This window comes from Thalassospira xianhensis MCCC 1A02616 (genome assembly GCF_003326475.1).
In the GTDB taxonomy this organism is placed as follows: domain Bacteria; phylum Pseudomonadota; class Alphaproteobacteria; order Rhodospirillales; family Thalassospiraceae; genus Thalassospira; species Thalassospira xianhensis.
Map to the genome: position 1 here is coordinate 383,481 of NZ_JPWA01000001.1, position 16,105 is coordinate 399,585.

The window sequence follows — 16,105 nt, forward strand, 5'->3', positions numbered from 1 at the left end:
TTCATAATGGCGACGTTTACAGTCAATGTAATTAACAGTTTGGGCAAAGTTGTCCAGTCTACGATCGAAGCTGATAACCCTGAGGCCGCCCGGCGTTCAGCGGCACGAAAAGGCCAGGTTGTCAGCATTAAGAAATTGCGCTCCAGCATGATGCAAGTCGGGATGTCTTCGTCTGAGCGCTACACTTTTCTTGTTCGAATGTCGTCGATGCTCGGGGCCAAGCTTGGCTCGGCCGAATCACTACGTGTAATTGTTCAAACCTTCAAAGGACCGGTACGGCGCGCGGCGTCTCTGCTTTTGGAAAAAGTTCAGGTAGGCGTTGAGTTGCCGGTGGCCATGGGGCAAGACCCAAAGAATTTTCCTTCTGCAATCGTGGCTCTAATAAAGGCCGGTATTCAGTCCGGTGAAACCTGGAGGGCGTTGAGAGACGCGGCGGACTTTGAGTATCAAATGCAAAAAGTCCAGAAAGGTGCAAACAAAGACCTGCTCCAGGCTGTCTTCACCTTCCTGATGGCTGGAGCGATTACAATTGCCTCCACCGAATATTTCGGACCTCAGGTGCTGGGAGAGGATATGTTCAAGAACAATCCTGCCGTAGATGTTGGGTGGGTGTTAATCGCCGGGAATATCACAACAGCAATCATGGTTGTGTTGATGGGCTTTATGTTTACACTCCTTTGGCTTGCAACAGCTGGCAAGCAAATCATGCCCGTTCTTGCCGACCGCCTGATTTTGAAAGTCCCTTACTACAAAGACCTTGTACTTTCCCGAAATAACTACGCCACCTTCTATAAGCTGGGCTTGCTGATTAATGCAGGCGTGAGGATTGAAGAGGCTCTTCGAATAACAGCGGAAGGTGCACCGCGTGGCGCACTTAGGAGCGATCTACTCAAAGCAACCGACGCCGTGAAGGACGGGCGGCCGTGGGCTATGGCGATGAGTACCTTGCACGGTACAGACCGGGCGGCTCTCGTGTCAGCCAACAACAGGGAAGACACATCCCGAACGCTCGACATCCTTTCGAACCAGTACCGGGATTTATACATTCAACGCCTCGGCGCGTTCGGCCCCGTTGTCCAAACTCTCGCTGCACTTTTCCTTTCTCTCTCTGCTGTCATTATGTTTGGCATGACAATCCTGCCGATGCTCCAGTTGGCGCAAGGTATGTCGATGTAAGCTTGGTTGGGTCTGGTAGAACTTATTCAAAGCGGAACACTAACGTACGTCCGCTTCTTGAAAGCTTTTCTGCCAGACCTCACTGTAAACAAAATTACTGGTAAATGGATAAAGTAAACAATCTTTGCATTTAGCCACGTATTCAGCATTTTTCTTGTCAACTTATTGTAAATTCTTCTTTCTAAGATTAAAACTCCTTGAATGTAAGCAAAACTTCAGACTAGGCTTTAAGAGAGCGTGCTGCTTTCTTTAAAACTGGCTGGCGGCACAGGATTTCATCTTTTTTGAAAAGTGAGACGGGTAAATGTACTCTCTTATCGTCGCAGTCATTTCGATTGCCCTTGGTGTGGGTATTGCACTTTCAACCATCTACTATGGCGGCTCCGCCTTCACTGGTTCGTCGGCCAAAACAGCAGAAGCAACGCTGATCAACAGCGCACAGCAGATCTCGGGCGCGACAGCTCTCTTCCGTACCGAAAACTCGGGCAACAATGCCGCGAATATCGCCGAACTCATCACCGAAAACTATTTGCAGGCCGTTCCGACCGCTCCGAATGATGCAACCGGTGCCTGGGAAATTGGCGGTGTGAATGACTCGTTTGCTTACATTCAGCTCTCGACTGCGGTACCGGCAACTCCTGCGGCCGTCTCAGACAATGCAATCTGCGTGCGCGCTGAAGCTGACAATGGTCCGACGACCAACGATGAAGCAACCGTGGCGGACCTTGCGTCCATCACTCTTGCGACCGGTGTTCCGTTTGACTGCCTCGGGGTTACCGGCGAAGGCCTGTACTTCGCATTCAAAATGTAACTTGCGATGTGTTGGCGGCGACAGAGTTTTCGTCGCCGCCAACGTTCACTCTTTTGCAGGGATACAATTATGTACAGCCTCGTAGCGATTGTTCTTTCGATAGCTTTGTCGATTTTGATAGCCTTAGCCGCTATGTACTACGGCGGCTCTGTCTTTTCAGAGGGTGGCGCAAAGTCCGACTTTACCGGTATCCGGAATGGCGCTTTTCAAATTGAAGCCGCTCTAAACATGTACAAGAGCGACATCGGTAACTACCCTGCCGGGACTTCTGACGAAATCCTGAATGAGCTGGTCGAAGAGTCGTACCTGACTGCCATCCCGACAAGTGTTGAAGGTTTCGAATACAAAATCGAGAATGGAACTATTGTTCGCGCAATTGCGGGGCTCGAGCAATGTTACTCCATCAATCAAATATCTGGGGTGACCACGACTGAAGAATGCCCTCCCTGCTCGGACACGGCATATCAGCATTACCCGGCGTGCGAAGGTAGCTAACGACGCACAATATGATAAAGCCCAAACGCAGAACTGGTCAGAACTCAACCGGGTATGTTTACATTCTTGAGAATGAAAGTATGCCCGGAATTCTTAAGATAGGCATGACGCACCGCGACCCCTATTTGCGTGCAAAAGAGCTCACCAATAACACAGCTGTTCCGACCCCCTTCAAAGTTGTCCATTATGTCCTGGTCAACGGTTGTCAGGAGGTGGAGAAGCTTTTGCACCATCAGCTCACACGACGAAACTGTCGCGTGAGATCGGAACGAGAGTTCTTTCGCTTGAGCAAACGTCAGGCAATCAAGGATGTCAGGGCGGCGGCAAAAGGTTTTGCCCTGCGCCACCATGGTAAAACCAACGAATGGTTCGCCAGTTTCTCAAACAAGATAGCTTTGCTGGCGGTGGCCGCAATTCTATTCATCCCAGAAAACAAAATCGGGGAAATATCTGTCATTCCATCCGATTGGAGGTCTTACCTGGGTGCGGTAGCCGTAGCCTTGCTCTTCCTTCTGCCACCATCTCGGCGACCTCGGCTGCAAAAATACTGGCGCCGTCGGTAACCTTCCCGCCTCACATGCTCAAAGAACTCTCAATCGTAGGGGCAAGGTCGCTCCAGCTTTTTGTATCCGGGTTCCAGACTCCCGGCGCGGCCCCGCTATCGAGGTATTCAAGAATCGGTGTCAAGAAGTTACCAATTTTTTGAACCGTCTCCCCTAGATGTGGCGGACTGAAGGCCAAGCCTTTCTGCTTGCAAAATTTGTCCCACTCTTTCGTCCACATATTGACGAACCTATCAGATAAACCATCAAGTTCCGGTTTCGGCGGGACCTGTCCAAAAATTGCAAATGTTTTCTGAATGGCCTCCGCAATAAGTTGACCGTTAAAGTGTCTGGTTTCCTGAAGTGCCCACAGATCGTAGTAATCTCGAATGCGCGAGCTTTCGGCTCCCAGCCGGGACATGGCATGGAGCTTCTCAGCAATCATCGTTTCCAATGGGTACACTTGAACGGTGGGCTTGGGCATATCCTCGAGCATTGCGGGATAAACACCTGTTAGAGGGATGGGTGTGATTGGGTTGCCAAACCCGGCATCAACCCGAACAACAATTCTAGAAGTATCAATTCTGGCCGTCAGCGTAATTTTACCTCCAGCTACAGCGCCATCTCGTTCATATCGAATGTCCAGAGTCTCATCATCAAATGTCACTCCGTCGTCGCATTCCACCGCAATTGCATCTCGAATCATTTGCTCAAGCGTGTCGACATTTCCATTGGCGTCGTGTCCACTCAAGTCGATGTCGGCGGTTGGGCGGTGAGTGTCGCCATAATACATAACAAAGATCATCGCTCCTTTAAGAACGAGGCTCTCCCCCCATCGGGTCTGTGTCAGGCGATATAAAAGGCGCTCCTGAGCGTAACGCCGCTGGAGGGTCATAGTGTCCGCACCTGATGTTTTTGCCAGGTTACGGAGTCTCGCATTCACGCTGGCGGCGATGTTTTTTACCATTGTGGCACCTCAATAAATGCTGCGGGCATTTTCAACGTGCCCCTTCCAGACCAATCGCTCAGAAATCGCCCTGTCGACACCGAATTCAGCCCCAATCTTTGCCAGAAGTGCCCGGCTTCCGTTCTGCGCATCAAACTCATTAATCGCCTCGGCAAAGAAACGTTCACCGTCAGGCAGTCGCTTTCTCCAGATAAACAAGTCGACTATTGTTCGTTCCCGGGAGGTCACATTGAAGGAATGAGTGCCGTCGGTAATGGTGTCCACGCCAACCGTCCACCGTCGATCATCCGGGTTGCGAGGATATTGAACACATCGGACCGTCAGATTGGTCGGCTTGGAACCGAGCGGGAGGCCGACCCATAACTGGTCGGGTAGATGAACAGTTAGGCCATGGAACTGCGCAGCGGAGAGAAGGCAAACAACAAAATCGCTATACTTCTTTGCGATGTCTTCCCACTCGGGGAACTTTCCCGGGTTAGCTGCCGCGAGACGATATACGTTGTGGTCGACACGTAACAACTCACCGGACGCTATCATACCAAGGACGGCTCTGCGCTCGACCCCGATTGCCTGAAGTTCCGTCCAGGTTGCGTTCTGGCCATCCTTAAGGAGATCGGCGATAGCGTTTCGCTGAATTTCTGTTTTAGTCATCTGCAATGCCGGTGTTTGATTAACTACATAGGCAATGTTTTCACACCTGATGGAAAGAGACCCAGACTAACGAATGAGATCACGACTTCTTAAAAGATGTCTTGTTGTAAGAAGTGGTGAGCTTTTGGCGGGAATTGGTGAGCACTATTTCTTAAGGACGGCGCGACTTTAAGAAAAGGGAGTCGTTTTGTGGGCGTCTCTGACATCAATATCTACTTCCTCCTGCCACTGCCCCGCCCACTTTTCAGATGTCATTTCGACATACATCAGGGCCTCGGAAATCTCCGGGTTCGTGAAATTAGCGGCATAACGTGGATCTGAAGTATCCGTGACGATAACGGGCTCCCAGCCAAACTGGTCTCCTGTGATATCCAAGATGAGAGATAGCAATGGAATTTCCAGCCAATAGTGGCCCCGCCATTCGCCCGTCGTCGTTTCCATGCCGCCAGGTGAAGTGCAGATAGCACTGCCATCCAGCTGGTAATCAAGCACTGGTTCCCCACCTTTAACGATTGCGATGATGTCTTTGGAAGCAAGAATTGTTGCCGCCGAAGCGCAAGTCAGACGGCACATGTTGTGTGAAATTGGGATTTCCGAGAGATTAAGCTTTTCTCGATATGATTTCCCCATCCATGCTGCCTTTTCGAGGCGCCAGTCTTCCCAATGTGGCTCAAAGAAGTTACGTAGTGTTGTGGCTAGGGTAAACATCTCGGATTTGGCTATCTGGTGCGGGTCGAGCTTCAGGTTATACTCATCCGCAACATCCTGAGGAATGGGCAGACCTTTCTCGTAAGCATCCAAGACTATTTCCCGATGTGCTCGACGATGTGCAGCCTCTCCGGCTTCAGAGAAACCCATAAGGTCGCTGCTCCCGACCGGGCTACCGTTCATCAATTCGGCAGCCACCTTAATCATCTGAACTCCAAGAGCTTTGCCGCGGTGAGATTCTTCTACCCAAGCCATACCCTGAATGTAAAAGCCAACCTGAGCTGAGCGGCCACTGTCGCTGAAAAACAGTCCAATCGATGGTGTTTTATCCCACTCAAGGTCGCGCAGCTCATATAAACCGTCCTCGCTCGTCCATAGGAGAGGAAGGCTGTCCTTGTGGGCAATCTTCTCGATCAAGTAGTCGTCGACTTCTTCGATGCCATAGTGGGGACCAACAACATACTGGCCGATGAAATCGTCGAATAGAAGGCTCCACGCTGGCATAAGGACCTCACAAAGCTACAGGAATATGACTAACTATTCTTGGTAGGTTTGCAATAAACGAGAAGTTTTATGAGGAGAATGGAGGGCGCGGCAGGATTCGAACCTGCGGTGGGCTTTCGCCGCCGGATTAAGAGTCCGGTCCTATCGGCCACTCAGGTCACGCGCCCAGAGATTTGGAGGATGTGGCGGGATTCGAACCCGCGCGGGACTTACGTCCGTCAGATTAAAAGTCTGCCGCCATCAACCGCTCGGCCACACATCCTCAGGAAACAAAAAAACCGCAGCCAATGCTACGGTTTCGTCCGCACGCAAAGGTCTGCCATCGCTACTTTTTGTAGCGTTTATCAAGCTTTCGTTTCGAGAGAGGTGCAGACATCGTGTTATTCCAATTCTTGTGTGTAGCCATAGCGGCAACGTTTCATATCTATCCTTCATAAGGTAAGAAAAGTCAACACAGAAAATCACCTAATCCTATATATTCCTCAAAATCAGGAAAATTTTAGATAAAATGGCTTGATCTGTGCAGGATTACCGCGCAATATGAATTCGATAGTCAATTTTTCGGAATTCAGAACCGCAAATGTCTCGCAACACCGCAGTCATGAACGTAAATGTCAACATTGCCGCCATCAATGGGATGGTTGGTAATATTGGCGCGTGCGTAATGACTGAGGGGTCTGTCGGATAGAGTTCAAACCGATATCGACTAAAAGGCTGAGGCCCCTCTTCGGAAACGAATTGGGGCCTCAGCCTTTTTTGTTTCCGTTCAAAAGAGTGGCAGTCACACAGGAACAGGAGATGAAGCTATCTAACGCGCCAATTGAGGCGTCAATCAATTTCAACAATAAATACTTGCCTAATACTTTGGCGAGGACGGTATTCGTTTGTCTTTTTTAAGTATTCGTCTTTGCGTAAATGGTTTTTATTTCACTTTTTATCATTTTTATTGTTGACTAATGATTTTTTATCTGTCAGTATTCAAATCACAGGCAGCGAGAACTTAGTAAGAAAGCAGGCCGCACGTTGCTTTCTTACTAAGTTCTGGGAAGGAAATGTGGCGGGATGGCGCAGTTGGTAGCGCGCAGGGTTCATAACCCTGAGGTCGAAAGTTCAAGTCTTTCTCCCGCAACCAAAATCTCCTTCTCAGAACTTGCGAAAAGGACGCGTAGCTCAGCGGTAGAGCAAACGGTTGATAACCGTTAGGTCACAAGTTCAAATCTTGTCGGGTCCACCATAAGGTTTAGCAGGATAGCTCAGTTGGTAGAGCGCTGCCTTCATGCGGCGGATGCCGGGAGTTCGAGTCTCCCTCCTGCTACCAAATATTACTATTGGGATGGGTGTGTAGCTCAGTAGGTTAGAGTACCCGCGTGACATGCGGGAGGTCACTGGTTCAAACCCAGTCACACCCACCATTGAGGTTATGGGGTTATAGCTCAGTCGGGAGAGCGCCTGCCTTGCAAGCAGGAGGTCGAGGGTTCGATTCCCTCTGGCTCCACCAAAGTTAGTATTAGTTCGCGTTGTAGTCTGAGCTCTAAGCTCCTCCGCGGCTGCTGAAATAGCTCAGTTGGTAGAGCATCTCCATGGTAAGGAGGAGGTCTCCGGTTCAATTCCGGATTTCAGCACCAGTTTCGGCTTGGCTCGGGTGTAGCTCAGTTGGTAGAGCGGCGCACTGTTAATGCGCTGGTCACAGGTTCGAGCCCTGTCGCTCGAGCCAAGCCGAAAAAGAAATGCGGATGTAGCTCAGGGGTAGAGCATTTGCTTGCCAAGCAAAAGGTCACGGGTTCGATTCCCGTTTTCCGCTCCAAGTTGGCTGGTAATTCGCGAGGCCTTAGGGGCTTAGAGGCTCTTTCAGACCTGGCTGAGTTCTCAGTGCGGGTGTAGCTCAGGGGTAGAGCACTGGTTTTCCACACCAGGTGTCGCGGGTTCAAATCCCGCCGTCCGCTCCAGACATGGGTGAGTAGCTCAGTTGGTTAGAGCATCTCGTTTACACCGAGAGGGTCGGGGGTTCGAGTCCCTCCTCACCTACCATTTCTCTTGTAAGGCCAAGTCTATTGAAGGAAAATAGGGCTTGGCCTTAACAAAATGGGGGGTGGAAATGTTCGCTCGCAGGAAACATGCGCAGCAGGAGGTTCGGTTGGAGCCTGTGCTCTCGCTGGAAGGCCTATATAAGGGACTGTCTGCCTGCCGACCTGTCGACGGTGCCACCACTTTCCTTTTATCCTGCCTAATCTACCGGCACAGCAATGAATGCTTCCCGCAGGAAGCTAGTAAGCCTGCTGCTTTTATTGAGCTTTCATCCGCACACCGTTCCCTTGCTTCTTACCTGGCAGAAACTTCAAATGTCCCCGTGCGCGGTTTCGTAGTCTGTAACAAGATTGCTTTTGCTGTTGTCGCCGAAACGATCGCCACTGAATGGCGTTTCCCTGGCCGGAGACGAGATGAGTGTCTCAAGGTTTGGCGGCTTTTGCACTCATTTCGGGGAGAACTGAGGAAGTCCATTCAGTGGCTTCGATACTTTGAGCAAGTGACTGGAACCGAAGCCGTTCCACGCCGAAACGGAGGCCCTCTGAGTGACGTCGATATCCTGAAGGCCGGAAGCCGGGTTCCCGACTTTCTAAAAGCCCCGCGCCTCTAATGGACCTCATTTCCCGGTCGAGCCAAATCCACCTTCTCCCCGCGAGCTTTCCGTGGAGAACTCGGTGGTCACCGTCCAATGAGGCTTAATAACAGGGACAATCATCAGCTGCGCAATTCTTTCGCCCGGCACAACGCTAATTTCTTTGTGATGCAACCGGTTTACCACCGCCGCCAGAAGCTGTCCTTGGTAGTCGCTGTCAATGACGCCAATAGTATTTGACAAGACCAAGCCTTCATTCCCCTTAGATGAACGTGGCGCCAGAAGGGCTACGTAGTTCGGGTTTCGCAGATGCATTGCAATCCCAAGCCCGAAGAACGCCTGTTGCCCGGGTCTCAGTGTTACCGGGCTATGCAAAGCCCGCGCATTTTCAAGATCCGGCTTCCCTGCTTCCGTACTCGGGATGAAGCTGCAAGCGCGAACATCTCCTGCCGCTGCTCCTGGTGTGGCTGGCACCGGGAGGCCACCAAATTCTGTCAGGAGCCTCTCATCAAGGACTTTGACCTCAATGGTTGGGGCTACAAGACGAATTTCCGTGATGTTTGAATTGCTCATTTGATTGCCTGTCGTTAGACGGCCACATTCATCTTGATGGATGGGGCTGGGTTATAACCTTCAAGTTCGATATCCTCTCGCGTGAAGCCGTCTATTTCGGTGACGTGAGACGACAGGTGGAGCCTCGGTAGCGGCTGTGGCTCACGCAGAATTTGCTCTTCCAGTGCAGATCGGTGGTTCTCGTAGATATGCAGGTCACCAAAGCTATGAATGACGCGGCGTGGTTCCAGATTGGTGACCAAGGCAATCATCGAAGTCAGAAGTGCCACAGAGGCGAGGTTGAAAGGTAATCCTAGCCCCACGTCCGCAGACCGCTGATAAAGATGAACATCCAAAAACTTGCCGTCACTTCCCCACTGGTAGAGTGTGTGGCAAGGAGGCAGGAGTTGATTGGGTAGGTCTGATGGGTTCCAACCTGTCATAATGATGCGCCGACTGGTAGGAGAATGTCGCAATTGATGTATGACATCTGATAGTTGGTCTATTTCCTGACCGGTATTTCCAGACCATCTTCTCCATTGCTTGCCATACACGGGCCCCAAGTCACCGTGAGCATTTGCAAATCCCATGTCTTCGACGATTTGGCGCTCGAAGTCCTTCAAGCTGATGTCGCAGCCGGTTTTCTCCACGTACTTTTTGTGCGGCCACTCGGACCAAATGGTTGTCCTGTTGAGCAGCAGTGGCCGAATGTTTGTACTGCCAGTCAAAAACCACAGTAACTCTTCCACAACAGAGCGAAAGTGCACCTTCTTGGTTGTTAGAAGGGGGAACCCGGTACGAAGATCATGCTGGTACTGATAGCCGAACAGCGAAATGGTTCCGACGCCGGTTCGGTCTTTCTTGGACTGCCCCATATCCAGGACATCCCTTACCAAGGATTTATAGAAATTCACGTGACACCATAAGGAAAATAATGACGAGTTCTACTTTAGAGGATACCTTATTCGTAGCTAAACCCAAGGAGAATATCCGTGCAAGGCTTGCATTTCTACAGGGCGGTAGACCTGACGAACAAATGCGCTCATGAAATGGGCGTGGACGTGTCCGATATTGTCGCAAAAGACTTTTCGATTGTTATCCGCGGCACGGGTGTTGAGCTCTGGTGGATGGCGAAACTTCCGGGGCGAGAGGTAGCAGGCTGGCAAGTACGTCATAATTTCGTGTCGGTTGACCTCATTGAGGATAATCAACCAGCCCCTGTTTCCAAAGTTGTGGATGAATTCGTGTCCGCCAGTGTTGCGGAGGCGGTCAGGTGTGCAGTGCTTACTGTCTTGCAATTTAAGACCAAGGACCCTCGCGCGATCTAGGTTTCTTGCATCCCGCCGCGGTATCCTCTCTGTACGCAGAAGGAGGAAGGGATATGGCAACCACGCAGAGTTTTTTCTTGAACCGTTTTATCGACCGGTTGCGAGGCCGTACGGCATTGAGTCCGGCTCAATCCCCATTTGCCAGTTTTGGTGCCCTTTCCTTCGCAAATGAGCGCAAGGCGGTTTCGGCCGACGCTGACCACACAGGTGTTGTTGGAAGAGTGGCTAAAGCTGCACTTTTCACAGTGGATGAAGCACGACGTCGCATGAAGGATTTTCTTCATGGAAGTTTCGAACCATCTGACAGCAAGGAGTTTACCGACTATCTGAAGGGGAACTTGCTTGGGCTCGAAAAGCGCTTCTATGCAAACGGTCAATCACAGTTTCATGTCGTTGATAAAATCTCACGCCACTCCCTGAAATCAACGGATATCGATCCTATCAAGCTGAGCAATGCAGCCATTCATCGTATGTCGACGAAAGCTCGGCAGATTGACAAGGCTGCCTCGGTTGAAGCGTCCGCAGCCATTGCAGTGCGAGAGCGGCTCTCCCCTCTTTTGCGAAGCTCAATTGAAAGCGGGAAGCCTCCGTTCTCCAGCTGGGATGATGTTGGCTTTATGATGCCTCAAATTGTTCCTGGTAGCGCTTATACCGAAACGAACGGGCGCGGTTATATTGGTACACAGGTCGCTCATTGTCTTAGCACGGCAGCGGAAACCAAGGAGCTTCTCATTCAAAAGCAACGAGAGTTGTCGGCAGAACTTGGCCGTCCTGTGAAATTCGTGTTTGACCGAACACTCCCGCCTGGTTCCCCTATCCTTCTTGCAGACAGCAAATTGGTTCGAGCGGAAATGGTTCATGTCTCGCTTGGTGCTGCCCAGATGTCACGCCAATTCGGCGTAAACCAAGCAGACCATATGAGGGCAAGGCTTGGCGAAATGCCAGCGATCTCACCTAACAGTACGTTGATGACTGTCGAAGCCTTCAAGGCGAAGTTTGCCAAAAAGCGCGAAGTTGCGGAAGCGAGCAATCCAGCAATTGAGGGGCCTTCTTACGGCGGAGTGGCGCTGGATAAAATTGTTGTCCAGTATTCTGGAGGGCAGCCAACGCTCCGCGGCCCCGGCCATGCACTCTTAGAGGTTAACAACCATTCGGCCCACAGCCTACCGGCCGGTGAGTATCCCAAAGAGAACGCTTGGGGCATTCCTGAGGGGCGGATATCAGTAGACAAGGACGGCAATGTCCGGCACCTGAACAATGATGGGGTCGAACACAACTTTGATGGGCCATCATTTGAACCCGCCCCCGGAAACACAGCTCCGACACGCTGGTCGCTCGACGGTGAACAATTCAGTAGCCAAAGGGACTTCCATCACGCTCGCCAACAGAGCTCGATGTCTGGGTATAGGTCATCCGAGGATGTACCCGCAAACACAGCGGAACAGAGCTCCTCACTGGCTCACGCTATGTAAGCAAAACAGCCAAAACAAAATCTCAGGGGTTTTCCTTACGTTTTCCCTTGAGATTTTTCGTTTTACATGTCAACTTTCTCCCCGTTTTCAAAAATGAGGGTTTATGGGTAATGTCGAAACCGGACAGCATTTCCAACGCTGATCGCGCAAAAAGTCTTGAGAACGCGATTAGCCAAATTGAACGGGCTCATGGCAAGGGCTCCATCATGAAACTGGGTGAAGGTGCTAAAGCCGACATCCAGTCTATTTCAACGGGGTCACTTGGGTTGGACATTGGACTTGGCATTGGCGGCCTACCCTGCGGCCGCATTGTCGAAGTTTATGGCCCCGAGAGTTCAGGCAAGACGACTTTGGCTCTTCACGTCATCGCGGAAGCACAAAAGTCGGGCGGCACAGCGGCGTTTATCGATGCTGAGCACGCACTCGACCCGGCTTATGCTCGCAAGCTGGGCGTCTCCATTGATGACTTGCTTATTTCTCAGCCCGACAATGGGGAACAAGCTCTTGAAATCGCGGACACGCTGGTCCGGTCAGGCGCCATCAATGTCCTGGTCGTTGACTCTGTTGCTGCATTGGTGCCGCGCGCTGAAATTGAAGGTGATATGGGTGACGCCCATGTAGGCCTTCAGGCACGACTGATGAGCCAAGCTCTCCGGAAGCTGACCAGTTCAATCAGCCGTACCAACTGCATGGTTATCTTTATCAACCAACTGCGCATGAAAATCGGTGTAATGTTCGGTAACCCGGAAACCACCACCGGTGGGAACGCTTTGAAGTTCTATGCTTCAGTGCGTCTGGATATTCGCCGCATCGGTCAAATCAAAGACCGTGACGAGGTTGTCGGGAACCAGACCCGGATCAAAGTGGTTAAGAATAAAATGGCTCCACCATTCCGCCAAGTCGAGTTCGACATCGTGTACGGCGAAGGCATTTCCAAAATGGGTGAAATCCTCGATTTGGGTGTTCAGGCGGGTATCGTTGAAAAATCCGGTTCCTGGTTCTCCTATAACTCGACCCGTATCGGTCAAGGCCGGGAGAATGCCAAAACATTCCTGCGTGAAAATCCGGATATGGCAAAAGAGATCGAAAATCAGATCCGCGAAAGCGCGGGGCTACTCGAGAAGGTGATGTTGGACGGCGATATCGACGGAACCGAGGCAGCATGAGCACCGGTTCATCGACAGGGCCTTCTTTCGATGCTCCTGGCCTGCGGTTTGACGCAGGCCAGGAAGTGGAGTTCACATACAGGAACTGGCGCGGTAAAACTGCTCGTCGCCGGGTGCTTGTTAAGGCTCTATGGTTTGGCACCTCCGAGTGGCACAAGGGTGACCAGTGGTTTCTGCGTGGGGAAGATTTGGAACGCCCCGGCACTGTTCGGGACTTCGCTTTGTCGGATATTGCGCCAAATAGCCTGGACTTGAATTCATGATACTTGATCGGCTAACAACCATCCTTGTGGTGATGGCGGTCATTGTAATGACACTGCTCATTATTGGGATTTCACACAGCCAGGGAACGCCTCGGGTCGTCGGCGACCTGCCACCACCGCAGCGCAGTGATATTGTTTTCGGCGCGCCAGATGCGATGCATAAGGTCGATATTTTCGTCTCGATGACCTGTCCGCATTGTCAGCGGCTTGCACGAGAAACTCTTGGTAAACTCGTTACTCGGGCAAAGACGTCTAACGAGCTGCGTGTAACCATTCGCCAGCACCCATTGAATGCTGTTTCCTTGGAGGCGGCCACATTTTTGGGGTGCATGCCAGACGAGGTCCGGCATGAGGCATTTACTGGCTTGATGCAGCGACCGCATTTGATATCCGCTGTTACCAATTGGCCAAAGCTCGCACCGGCAGAGCATCAGGCTGCCATCGCTGTATGCATGGAAAAGGATGCCATGCGAGACAGTGTTGTATCCAATACCCTGACTTATCGGAAACAATATGGTATTCAGGTCACCCCGACGATTGTCGTCGACGGGTTTACAGCCCCGGGTTTCGCATCACCGCACGAACTTTCTGAAATCTTGGGAATGCCTAACGAATAGGTGACGAATTGGGGCTCCCTATCACTATCTATAGGTATCTATGGCAATCTATGTGGACCACATGAGGGTCAGCAAGTCTGGCCGACACTTCAATCATTTGCTTGGCACCTCATTGTCAGAACTTCACGAGTTTGCCGCCCGTTTGGGGTTCAAGCGATCGTGGTTTCATGCAAGAGCGAAGTACCCGCACTATGACATCACAGATGCACAGAGGGAGCGGGCAATCTCTCAGGGTGCCATACCGGTTTCGTCGCGAGACCTCATAGCCATCGCCCGGAAGGCTTCGGAATGAAGTTGTGACCTGTCTGACAGCATGGCGTTGTATTGTAAGAGAGAAGAATGCCTGGCTTCTGTTGCCACCAGCGTTACCGCTTGCCAGGCTTGGCCGTCACCCGTGATTAGGCGGCGATTGCGGCAGGAGCCGCATAGTTGTCGTTTGCGTTTAAACAACGTGACCCGATAACGGTGGTATCATGCCGGATGTAGAATGAACTTTTACTGCGCCAGTCGATCCTATTTCGCCCCCATCATAAAATCACCATGTCATATGCTGGTCTTATGGTGGAGGCGCTGGGTACCGCCCCCAGGTCCTGAACGTTTATTCTGTTATCCCTTGTAACATCTTAGCCAACGTATTCCTTTGGCCCCTTCAATCTGCCGCAACAGAAAGCACAGGTCAAGCGCAAAGTTGACAAGAATATATGTAAAGGTGATGATTGAATTCCTTCTCAAATCCTCTCCCGGGAAAACCCATGCTTGCTCTCTTAAAAAATATTGCCTGTGCCGCTACTGTTTTTCTTGCAGTGGCGATCCCTCCGGCTCAAGGGTTTGCAACCCCGACCACTGAGGTCACCTTTTGGCCAGACACCAACCAGTATGGGCTGGCCCTGCTGGAGCAAAACAGTAAGTACTTGCTCGAACGGTATGAACAACAGGGGATTCCTGTAACCATTAAAGTTGCGCAGATAGACCTCGATGATAACGGTCAGCCGGAATTCGCCGTGCGTACCGAGAGTTCTCTCTGCGACCGATATGGCTGCGACACCAAGGTTTTCATGCTGATCGGGACGACGTGGAAGCCAATTCTTCAAACACGGACTTCTCGTTTGCTTATGGGGGGCAAGGATAGGACGTCCGGCATGGCTCTGTTGCAAACCGACGGAAACAGTTGGTGGGCATGGGATGGACAGAGATACGACATCGTCTATTAGTTGGCACTTGCCCATTGCCGTGCCAATTGAAATGCTTGTGTCTTCGAACCACTAGCTGACGGCTCCCAACACAAAAAGTGCCTTCTTTGCAAAGAACCGTTGGTCTCTTGCAAGTGACCGTTCAATCTTATAGCTGAAAGCACGTGTGGGGGAGTTGATATGAAAATCGTAGCATACGTCTATGGCTTTTTCTGTGGTCACCTGGAAACAAATGAAGAGCATTCCGACTATGCCCGGCTTCAATGCAGAACTGCGGGCGGACGCCAGATCGTAGCTATCTTGCATGGTCAGGAAGCAAAAGAGATCGACGCGGAGTTTGCCAATCTCATCCCACAGGGTGTTGAATTTCCAGAGGCCAAGTTCGTCGTTGAACTTGAAGGTGTGCTGAAAATCAGGAACGGTGTTCCCACAGAGGACGGACTTCCCTTCCAAACCTTTGAGGCGACCAGCTATCATTTTCTTACCGGTCCGGCGTTGGACTTGCATCGCGCACGTGACATGGCGGCGACAGCAACCCGTGATGCAGAAAAGCTCGCAGCGGAAGCCCGGTTCGAGGAAGCTTTCCATGTGTTGCGGCAGTTTTCTGGGCCTTTTTCCCGTGTCTTTGTTGAGGACAGCCTGTATGAGGCTGGGCCGACCGTTGAAATTGAGGCAACAAAAGAGAATGCTTCTGAAGTTACCTCTGAACAAGTCGAAACGCCCTCAAAGGCACTTGACGATGGCTTGGGACTCAACGACGACCCGGAAGAACTCGCGGCCGAAGCGTTTGGCATGAATTCATCGGGGGCGCTAGATGGCCCCTCGGTGGAAGAAATTGTTTCGGCAGACCCCGACCCTGCCACCGAGGTTCAACCAGTTATCGAAGAAACCGACATCGTAATGGAAGCCCTTCATGAGGAGCCGTCACAACAATCCGCTCCCGTCTCTACCGAGCACAGCGCTCCGAGCACGACGCCTCAACAGGGGTTGCCTCGTGCGTTTCGCCCACCGACACTGGGCTTTGGAATGGCTCGCAGATAAACGAC

16 protein-coding genes, 12 tRNA genes and 1 other RNA gene are annotated in these 16,105 nt (G+C 51.4%); 21 read left to right on the forward strand and 8 right to left on the reverse strand.

Features of this window, described 5'->3' with window-relative positions; translation table 11 throughout:
- Window positions 1-6 precede the first annotated feature (6 nt).
- The 4 genes from TH5_RS02110 to TH5_RS02125 all read left to right on the forward strand — a co-directional run bounded on the left by TH5_RS02110 (window position 7) and on the right by TH5_RS02125 (window position 3,045).
- Window positions 7-1,176 (forward strand): type II secretion system F family protein, encoded by a 1,170-nt coding sequence (locus tag TH5_RS02110; RefSeq protein ID WP_114120484.1) that lies wholly within the window; start codon window positions 7-9, stop codon window positions 1,174-1,176.
- A 304-nt stretch (window positions 1,177-1,480) separates the two neighbouring features.
- The gene (locus TH5_RS02115) at window positions 1,481-1,987 is read left to right on the forward strand and encodes a hypothetical protein (protein WP_097052873.1); all 507 of its coding nucleotides are present in this window, start codon (window positions 1,481-1,483) and stop codon (window positions 1,985-1,987) included.
- Window positions 1,988-2,056: 69 nt separating this feature from the next.
- Window positions 2,057-2,482 carry a hypothetical protein gene (locus tag TH5_RS02120; protein WP_097052874.1) on the forward strand — a complete coding sequence of 142 codons (426 nt, stop codon included), beginning with the start codon at window positions 2,057-2,059 and terminating at the stop codon, window positions 2,480-2,482.
- Between the two features lie 11 nt (window positions 2,483-2,493).
- Window positions 2,494-3,045 (forward strand): GIY-YIG nuclease family protein, encoded by a 552-nt coding sequence (locus TH5_RS02125; protein WP_097052875.1) that lies wholly within the window; start codon window positions 2,494-2,496, stop codon window positions 3,043-3,045.
- Window positions 3,046-3,055: 10 nt separating this feature from the next.
- Here TH5_RS02125 and TH5_RS02130 read toward each other — a convergent pair whose 3' ends face one another.
- The 5 genes from TH5_RS02130 to TH5_RS02150 all read right to left on the reverse strand — a co-directional run bounded on the left by TH5_RS02130 (window position 3,056) and on the right by TH5_RS02150 (window position 6,116).
- Window positions 3,056-3,991, reverse strand: a complete 936-nt coding sequence (locus TH5_RS02130) for a nucleotidyl transferase AbiEii/AbiGii toxin family protein (protein ID WP_114120485.1) — start codon at window positions 3,989-3,991, stop codon at window positions 3,056-3,058.
- A gap of 9 nt (window positions 3,992-4,000) precedes the next feature.
- Window positions 4,001-4,642 (reverse strand): type IV toxin-antitoxin system AbiEi family antitoxin domain-containing protein, encoded by a 642-nt coding sequence (locus TH5_RS02135; protein WP_114120486.1) that lies wholly within the window; start codon window positions 4,640-4,642, stop codon window positions 4,001-4,003.
- Window positions 4,643-4,810: 168 nt separating this feature from the next.
- On the reverse strand, window positions 4,811-5,854 hold the full coding sequence (locus tag TH5_RS02140; protein ID WP_114120487.1) for a hypothetical protein: 1,044 nt from the start codon (window positions 5,852-5,854) through the stop codon (window positions 4,811-4,813).
- Window positions 5,855-5,933: 79 nt separating this feature from the next.
- Window positions 5,934-6,021, reverse strand: a tRNA-Lys gene (locus tag TH5_RS02145).
- Window positions 6,022-6,028: 7 nt separating this feature from the next.
- Window positions 6,029-6,116 (reverse strand) — tRNA-Lys (locus TH5_RS02150).
- Window positions 6,117-6,909: 793 nt separating this feature from the next.
- On the opposite strand from TH5_RS02150, the gene TH5_RS02155 reads away from it, so the two are divergent.
- The 10 genes from TH5_RS02155 to TH5_RS02200 all read left to right on the forward strand — a co-directional run bounded on the left by TH5_RS02155 (window position 6,910) and on the right by TH5_RS02200 (window position 7,882).
- A tRNA-Met gene (locus TH5_RS02155) sits at window positions 6,910-6,986 on the forward strand.
- Window positions 6,987-7,013: 27 nt separating this feature from the next.
- Window positions 7,014-7,088: transfer RNA gene (locus tag TH5_RS02160), tRNA-Ile, on the forward strand.
- An 8-nt stretch (window positions 7,089-7,096) separates the two neighbouring features.
- Window positions 7,097-7,172: transfer RNA gene (locus TH5_RS02165), tRNA-Met, on the forward strand.
- A gap of 17 nt (window positions 7,173-7,189) precedes the next feature.
- Window positions 7,190-7,266, forward strand: a tRNA-Val gene (locus TH5_RS02170).
- A gap of 10 nt (window positions 7,267-7,276) precedes the next feature.
- Window positions 7,277-7,352: transfer RNA gene (locus TH5_RS02175), tRNA-Ala, on the forward strand.
- 51 nt (window positions 7,353-7,403) lie between these two features.
- Window positions 7,404-7,479, forward strand: a tRNA-Thr gene (locus TH5_RS02180).
- Between the two features lie 13 nt (window positions 7,480-7,492).
- Window positions 7,493-7,568: transfer RNA gene (locus TH5_RS02185), tRNA-Asn, on the forward strand.
- A 15-nt stretch (window positions 7,569-7,583) separates the two neighbouring features.
- Window positions 7,584-7,658, forward strand: a tRNA-Gly gene (locus TH5_RS02190).
- A 67-nt stretch (window positions 7,659-7,725) separates the two neighbouring features.
- A tRNA-Gly gene (locus tag TH5_RS02195) sits at window positions 7,726-7,800 on the forward strand.
- Between the two features lie 5 nt (window positions 7,801-7,805).
- A tRNA-Val gene (locus TH5_RS02200) sits at window positions 7,806-7,882 on the forward strand.
- A gap of 613 nt (window positions 7,883-8,495) precedes the next feature.
- Here TH5_RS02200 and dut read toward each other — a convergent pair.
- A complete protein-coding gene (gene dut / locus TH5_RS02210) occupies window positions 8,496-9,044 on the reverse strand; it encodes a dUTP diphosphatase (protein WP_114120489.1) in 549 nt (182 codons plus the stop codon).
- A gap of 14 nt (window positions 9,045-9,058) precedes the next feature.
- Window positions 9,059-9,937: a thymidylate synthase gene (gene thyA / locus TH5_RS02215; protein WP_208638383.1), complete on the reverse strand. Its 879-nt coding sequence runs from the start codon at window positions 9,935-9,937 to the stop codon at window positions 9,059-9,061.
- A gap of 78 nt (window positions 9,938-10,015) precedes the next feature.
- On the opposite strand from thyA, the gene TH5_RS02220 reads away from it, so the two are divergent.
- From TH5_RS02220 to TH5_RS26125, 5 genes are all read left to right on the forward strand, one after another.
- Window positions 10,016-10,351, forward strand: coding sequence for a hypothetical protein (locus TH5_RS02220; RefSeq protein ID WP_114120491.1), 336 nt, complete (start codon window positions 10,016-10,018; stop codon window positions 10,349-10,351).
- A gap of 53 nt (window positions 10,352-10,404) precedes the next feature.
- On the forward strand, window positions 10,405-11,823 hold the full coding sequence (locus TH5_RS02225; RefSeq protein WP_114120492.1) for a hypothetical protein: 1,419 nt from the start codon (window positions 10,405-10,407) through the stop codon (window positions 11,821-11,823).
- A 110-nt stretch (window positions 11,824-11,933) separates the two neighbouring features.
- Window positions 11,934-12,989: a recombinase RecA gene (gene recA, locus TH5_RS02230; protein WP_114120493.1), complete on the forward strand. Its 1,056-nt coding sequence runs from the start codon at window positions 11,934-11,936 to the stop codon at window positions 12,987-12,989.
- A gap of 259 nt (window positions 12,990-13,248) precedes the next feature.
- Window positions 13,249-13,869, forward strand: coding sequence for a DsbA family protein (locus TH5_RS02240; RefSeq protein WP_114120494.1), 621 nt, complete (start codon window positions 13,249-13,251; stop codon window positions 13,867-13,869).
- Window positions 13,870-13,909: 40 nt separating this feature from the next.
- Window positions 13,910-14,161: a DUF4031 domain-containing protein gene (locus tag TH5_RS26125; RefSeq protein ID WP_097052886.1), complete on the forward strand. Its 252-nt coding sequence runs from the start codon at window positions 13,910-13,912 to the stop codon at window positions 14,159-14,161.
- Between the two features lie 46 nt (window positions 14,162-14,207).
- On the opposite strand, the gene ssrA is transcribed toward TH5_RS26125, so the two are convergent.
- Window positions 14,208-14,553, reverse strand: a transfer-messenger RNA (tmRNA) gene (gene ssrA / locus TH5_RS02250).
- 68 nt (window positions 14,554-14,621) lie between these two features.
- Between ssrA and TH5_RS02255 the strand changes: the two genes are divergently transcribed.
- Window positions 14,622-15,080, forward strand: coding sequence for a hypothetical protein (locus tag TH5_RS02255; RefSeq protein ID WP_097052887.1), 459 nt, complete (start codon window positions 14,622-14,624; stop codon window positions 15,078-15,080).
- Between the two features lie 159 nt (window positions 15,081-15,239).
- Window positions 15,240-16,100 carry a hypothetical protein gene (locus TH5_RS02260; protein ID WP_114120495.1) on the forward strand — a complete coding sequence of 287 codons (861 nt, stop codon included), beginning with the start codon at window positions 15,240-15,242 and terminating at the stop codon, window positions 16,098-16,100.
- The last annotated feature ends 5 nt before the right edge of the window (window positions 16,101-16,105 follow it).

Coding starts and splice junctions, on each gene's coding strand:
- TH5_RS02110 (WP_114120484.1), top strand. CDS start 7: ATGGCGACGTTTACAGTCAATGTAATTAACAGTTTGGGCAAAGTTGTC.
- TH5_RS02115 (WP_097052873.1), top strand. CDS start 1,481: ATGTACTCTCTTATCGTCGCAGTCATTTCGATTGCCCTTGGTGTGGGT.
- TH5_RS02120 (WP_097052874.1), top strand. CDS start 2,057: ATGTACAGCCTCGTAGCGATTGTTCTTTCGATAGCTTTGTCGATTTTG.
- TH5_RS02125 (WP_097052875.1), top strand. CDS start 2,494: ATGATAAAGCCCAAACGCAGAACTGGTCAGAACTCAACCGGGTATGTT.
- TH5_RS02130 (WP_114120485.1), bottom strand. CDS start 3,991: ATGGTAAAAAACATCGCCGCCAGCGTGAATGCGAGACTCCGTAACCTG.
- TH5_RS02135 (WP_114120486.1), bottom strand. CDS start 4,642: ATGACTAAAACAGAAATTCAGCGAAACGCTATCGCCGATCTCCTTAAG.
- TH5_RS02140 (WP_114120487.1), bottom strand. CDS start 5,854: ATGCCAGCGTGGAGCCTTCTATTCGACGATTTCATCGGCCAGTATGTT.
- dut (WP_114120489.1), bottom strand. CDS start 9,044: ATGAGCAATTCAAACATCACGGAAATTCGTCTTGTAGCCCCAACCATT.
- TH5_RS02225 (WP_114120492.1), top strand. CDS start 10,405: ATGGCAACCACGCAGAGTTTTTTCTTGAACCGTTTTATCGACCGGTTG.
- recA (WP_114120493.1), top strand. CDS start 11,934: ATGTCGAAACCGGACAGCATTTCCAACGCTGATCGCGCAAAAAGTCTT.
- TH5_RS02240 (WP_114120494.1), top strand. CDS start 13,249: ATGATACTTGATCGGCTAACAACCATCCTTGTGGTGATGGCGGTCATT.
- TH5_RS26125 (WP_097052886.1), top strand. CDS start 13,910: ATGGCAATCTATGTGGACCACATGAGGGTCAGCAAGTCTGGCCGACAC.
- TH5_RS02255 (WP_097052887.1), top strand. CDS start 14,622: ATGCTTGCTCTCTTAAAAAATATTGCCTGTGCCGCTACTGTTTTTCTT.
- TH5_RS02260 (WP_114120495.1), top strand. CDS start 15,240: ATGAAAATCGTAGCATACGTCTATGGCTTTTTCTGTGGTCACCTGGAA.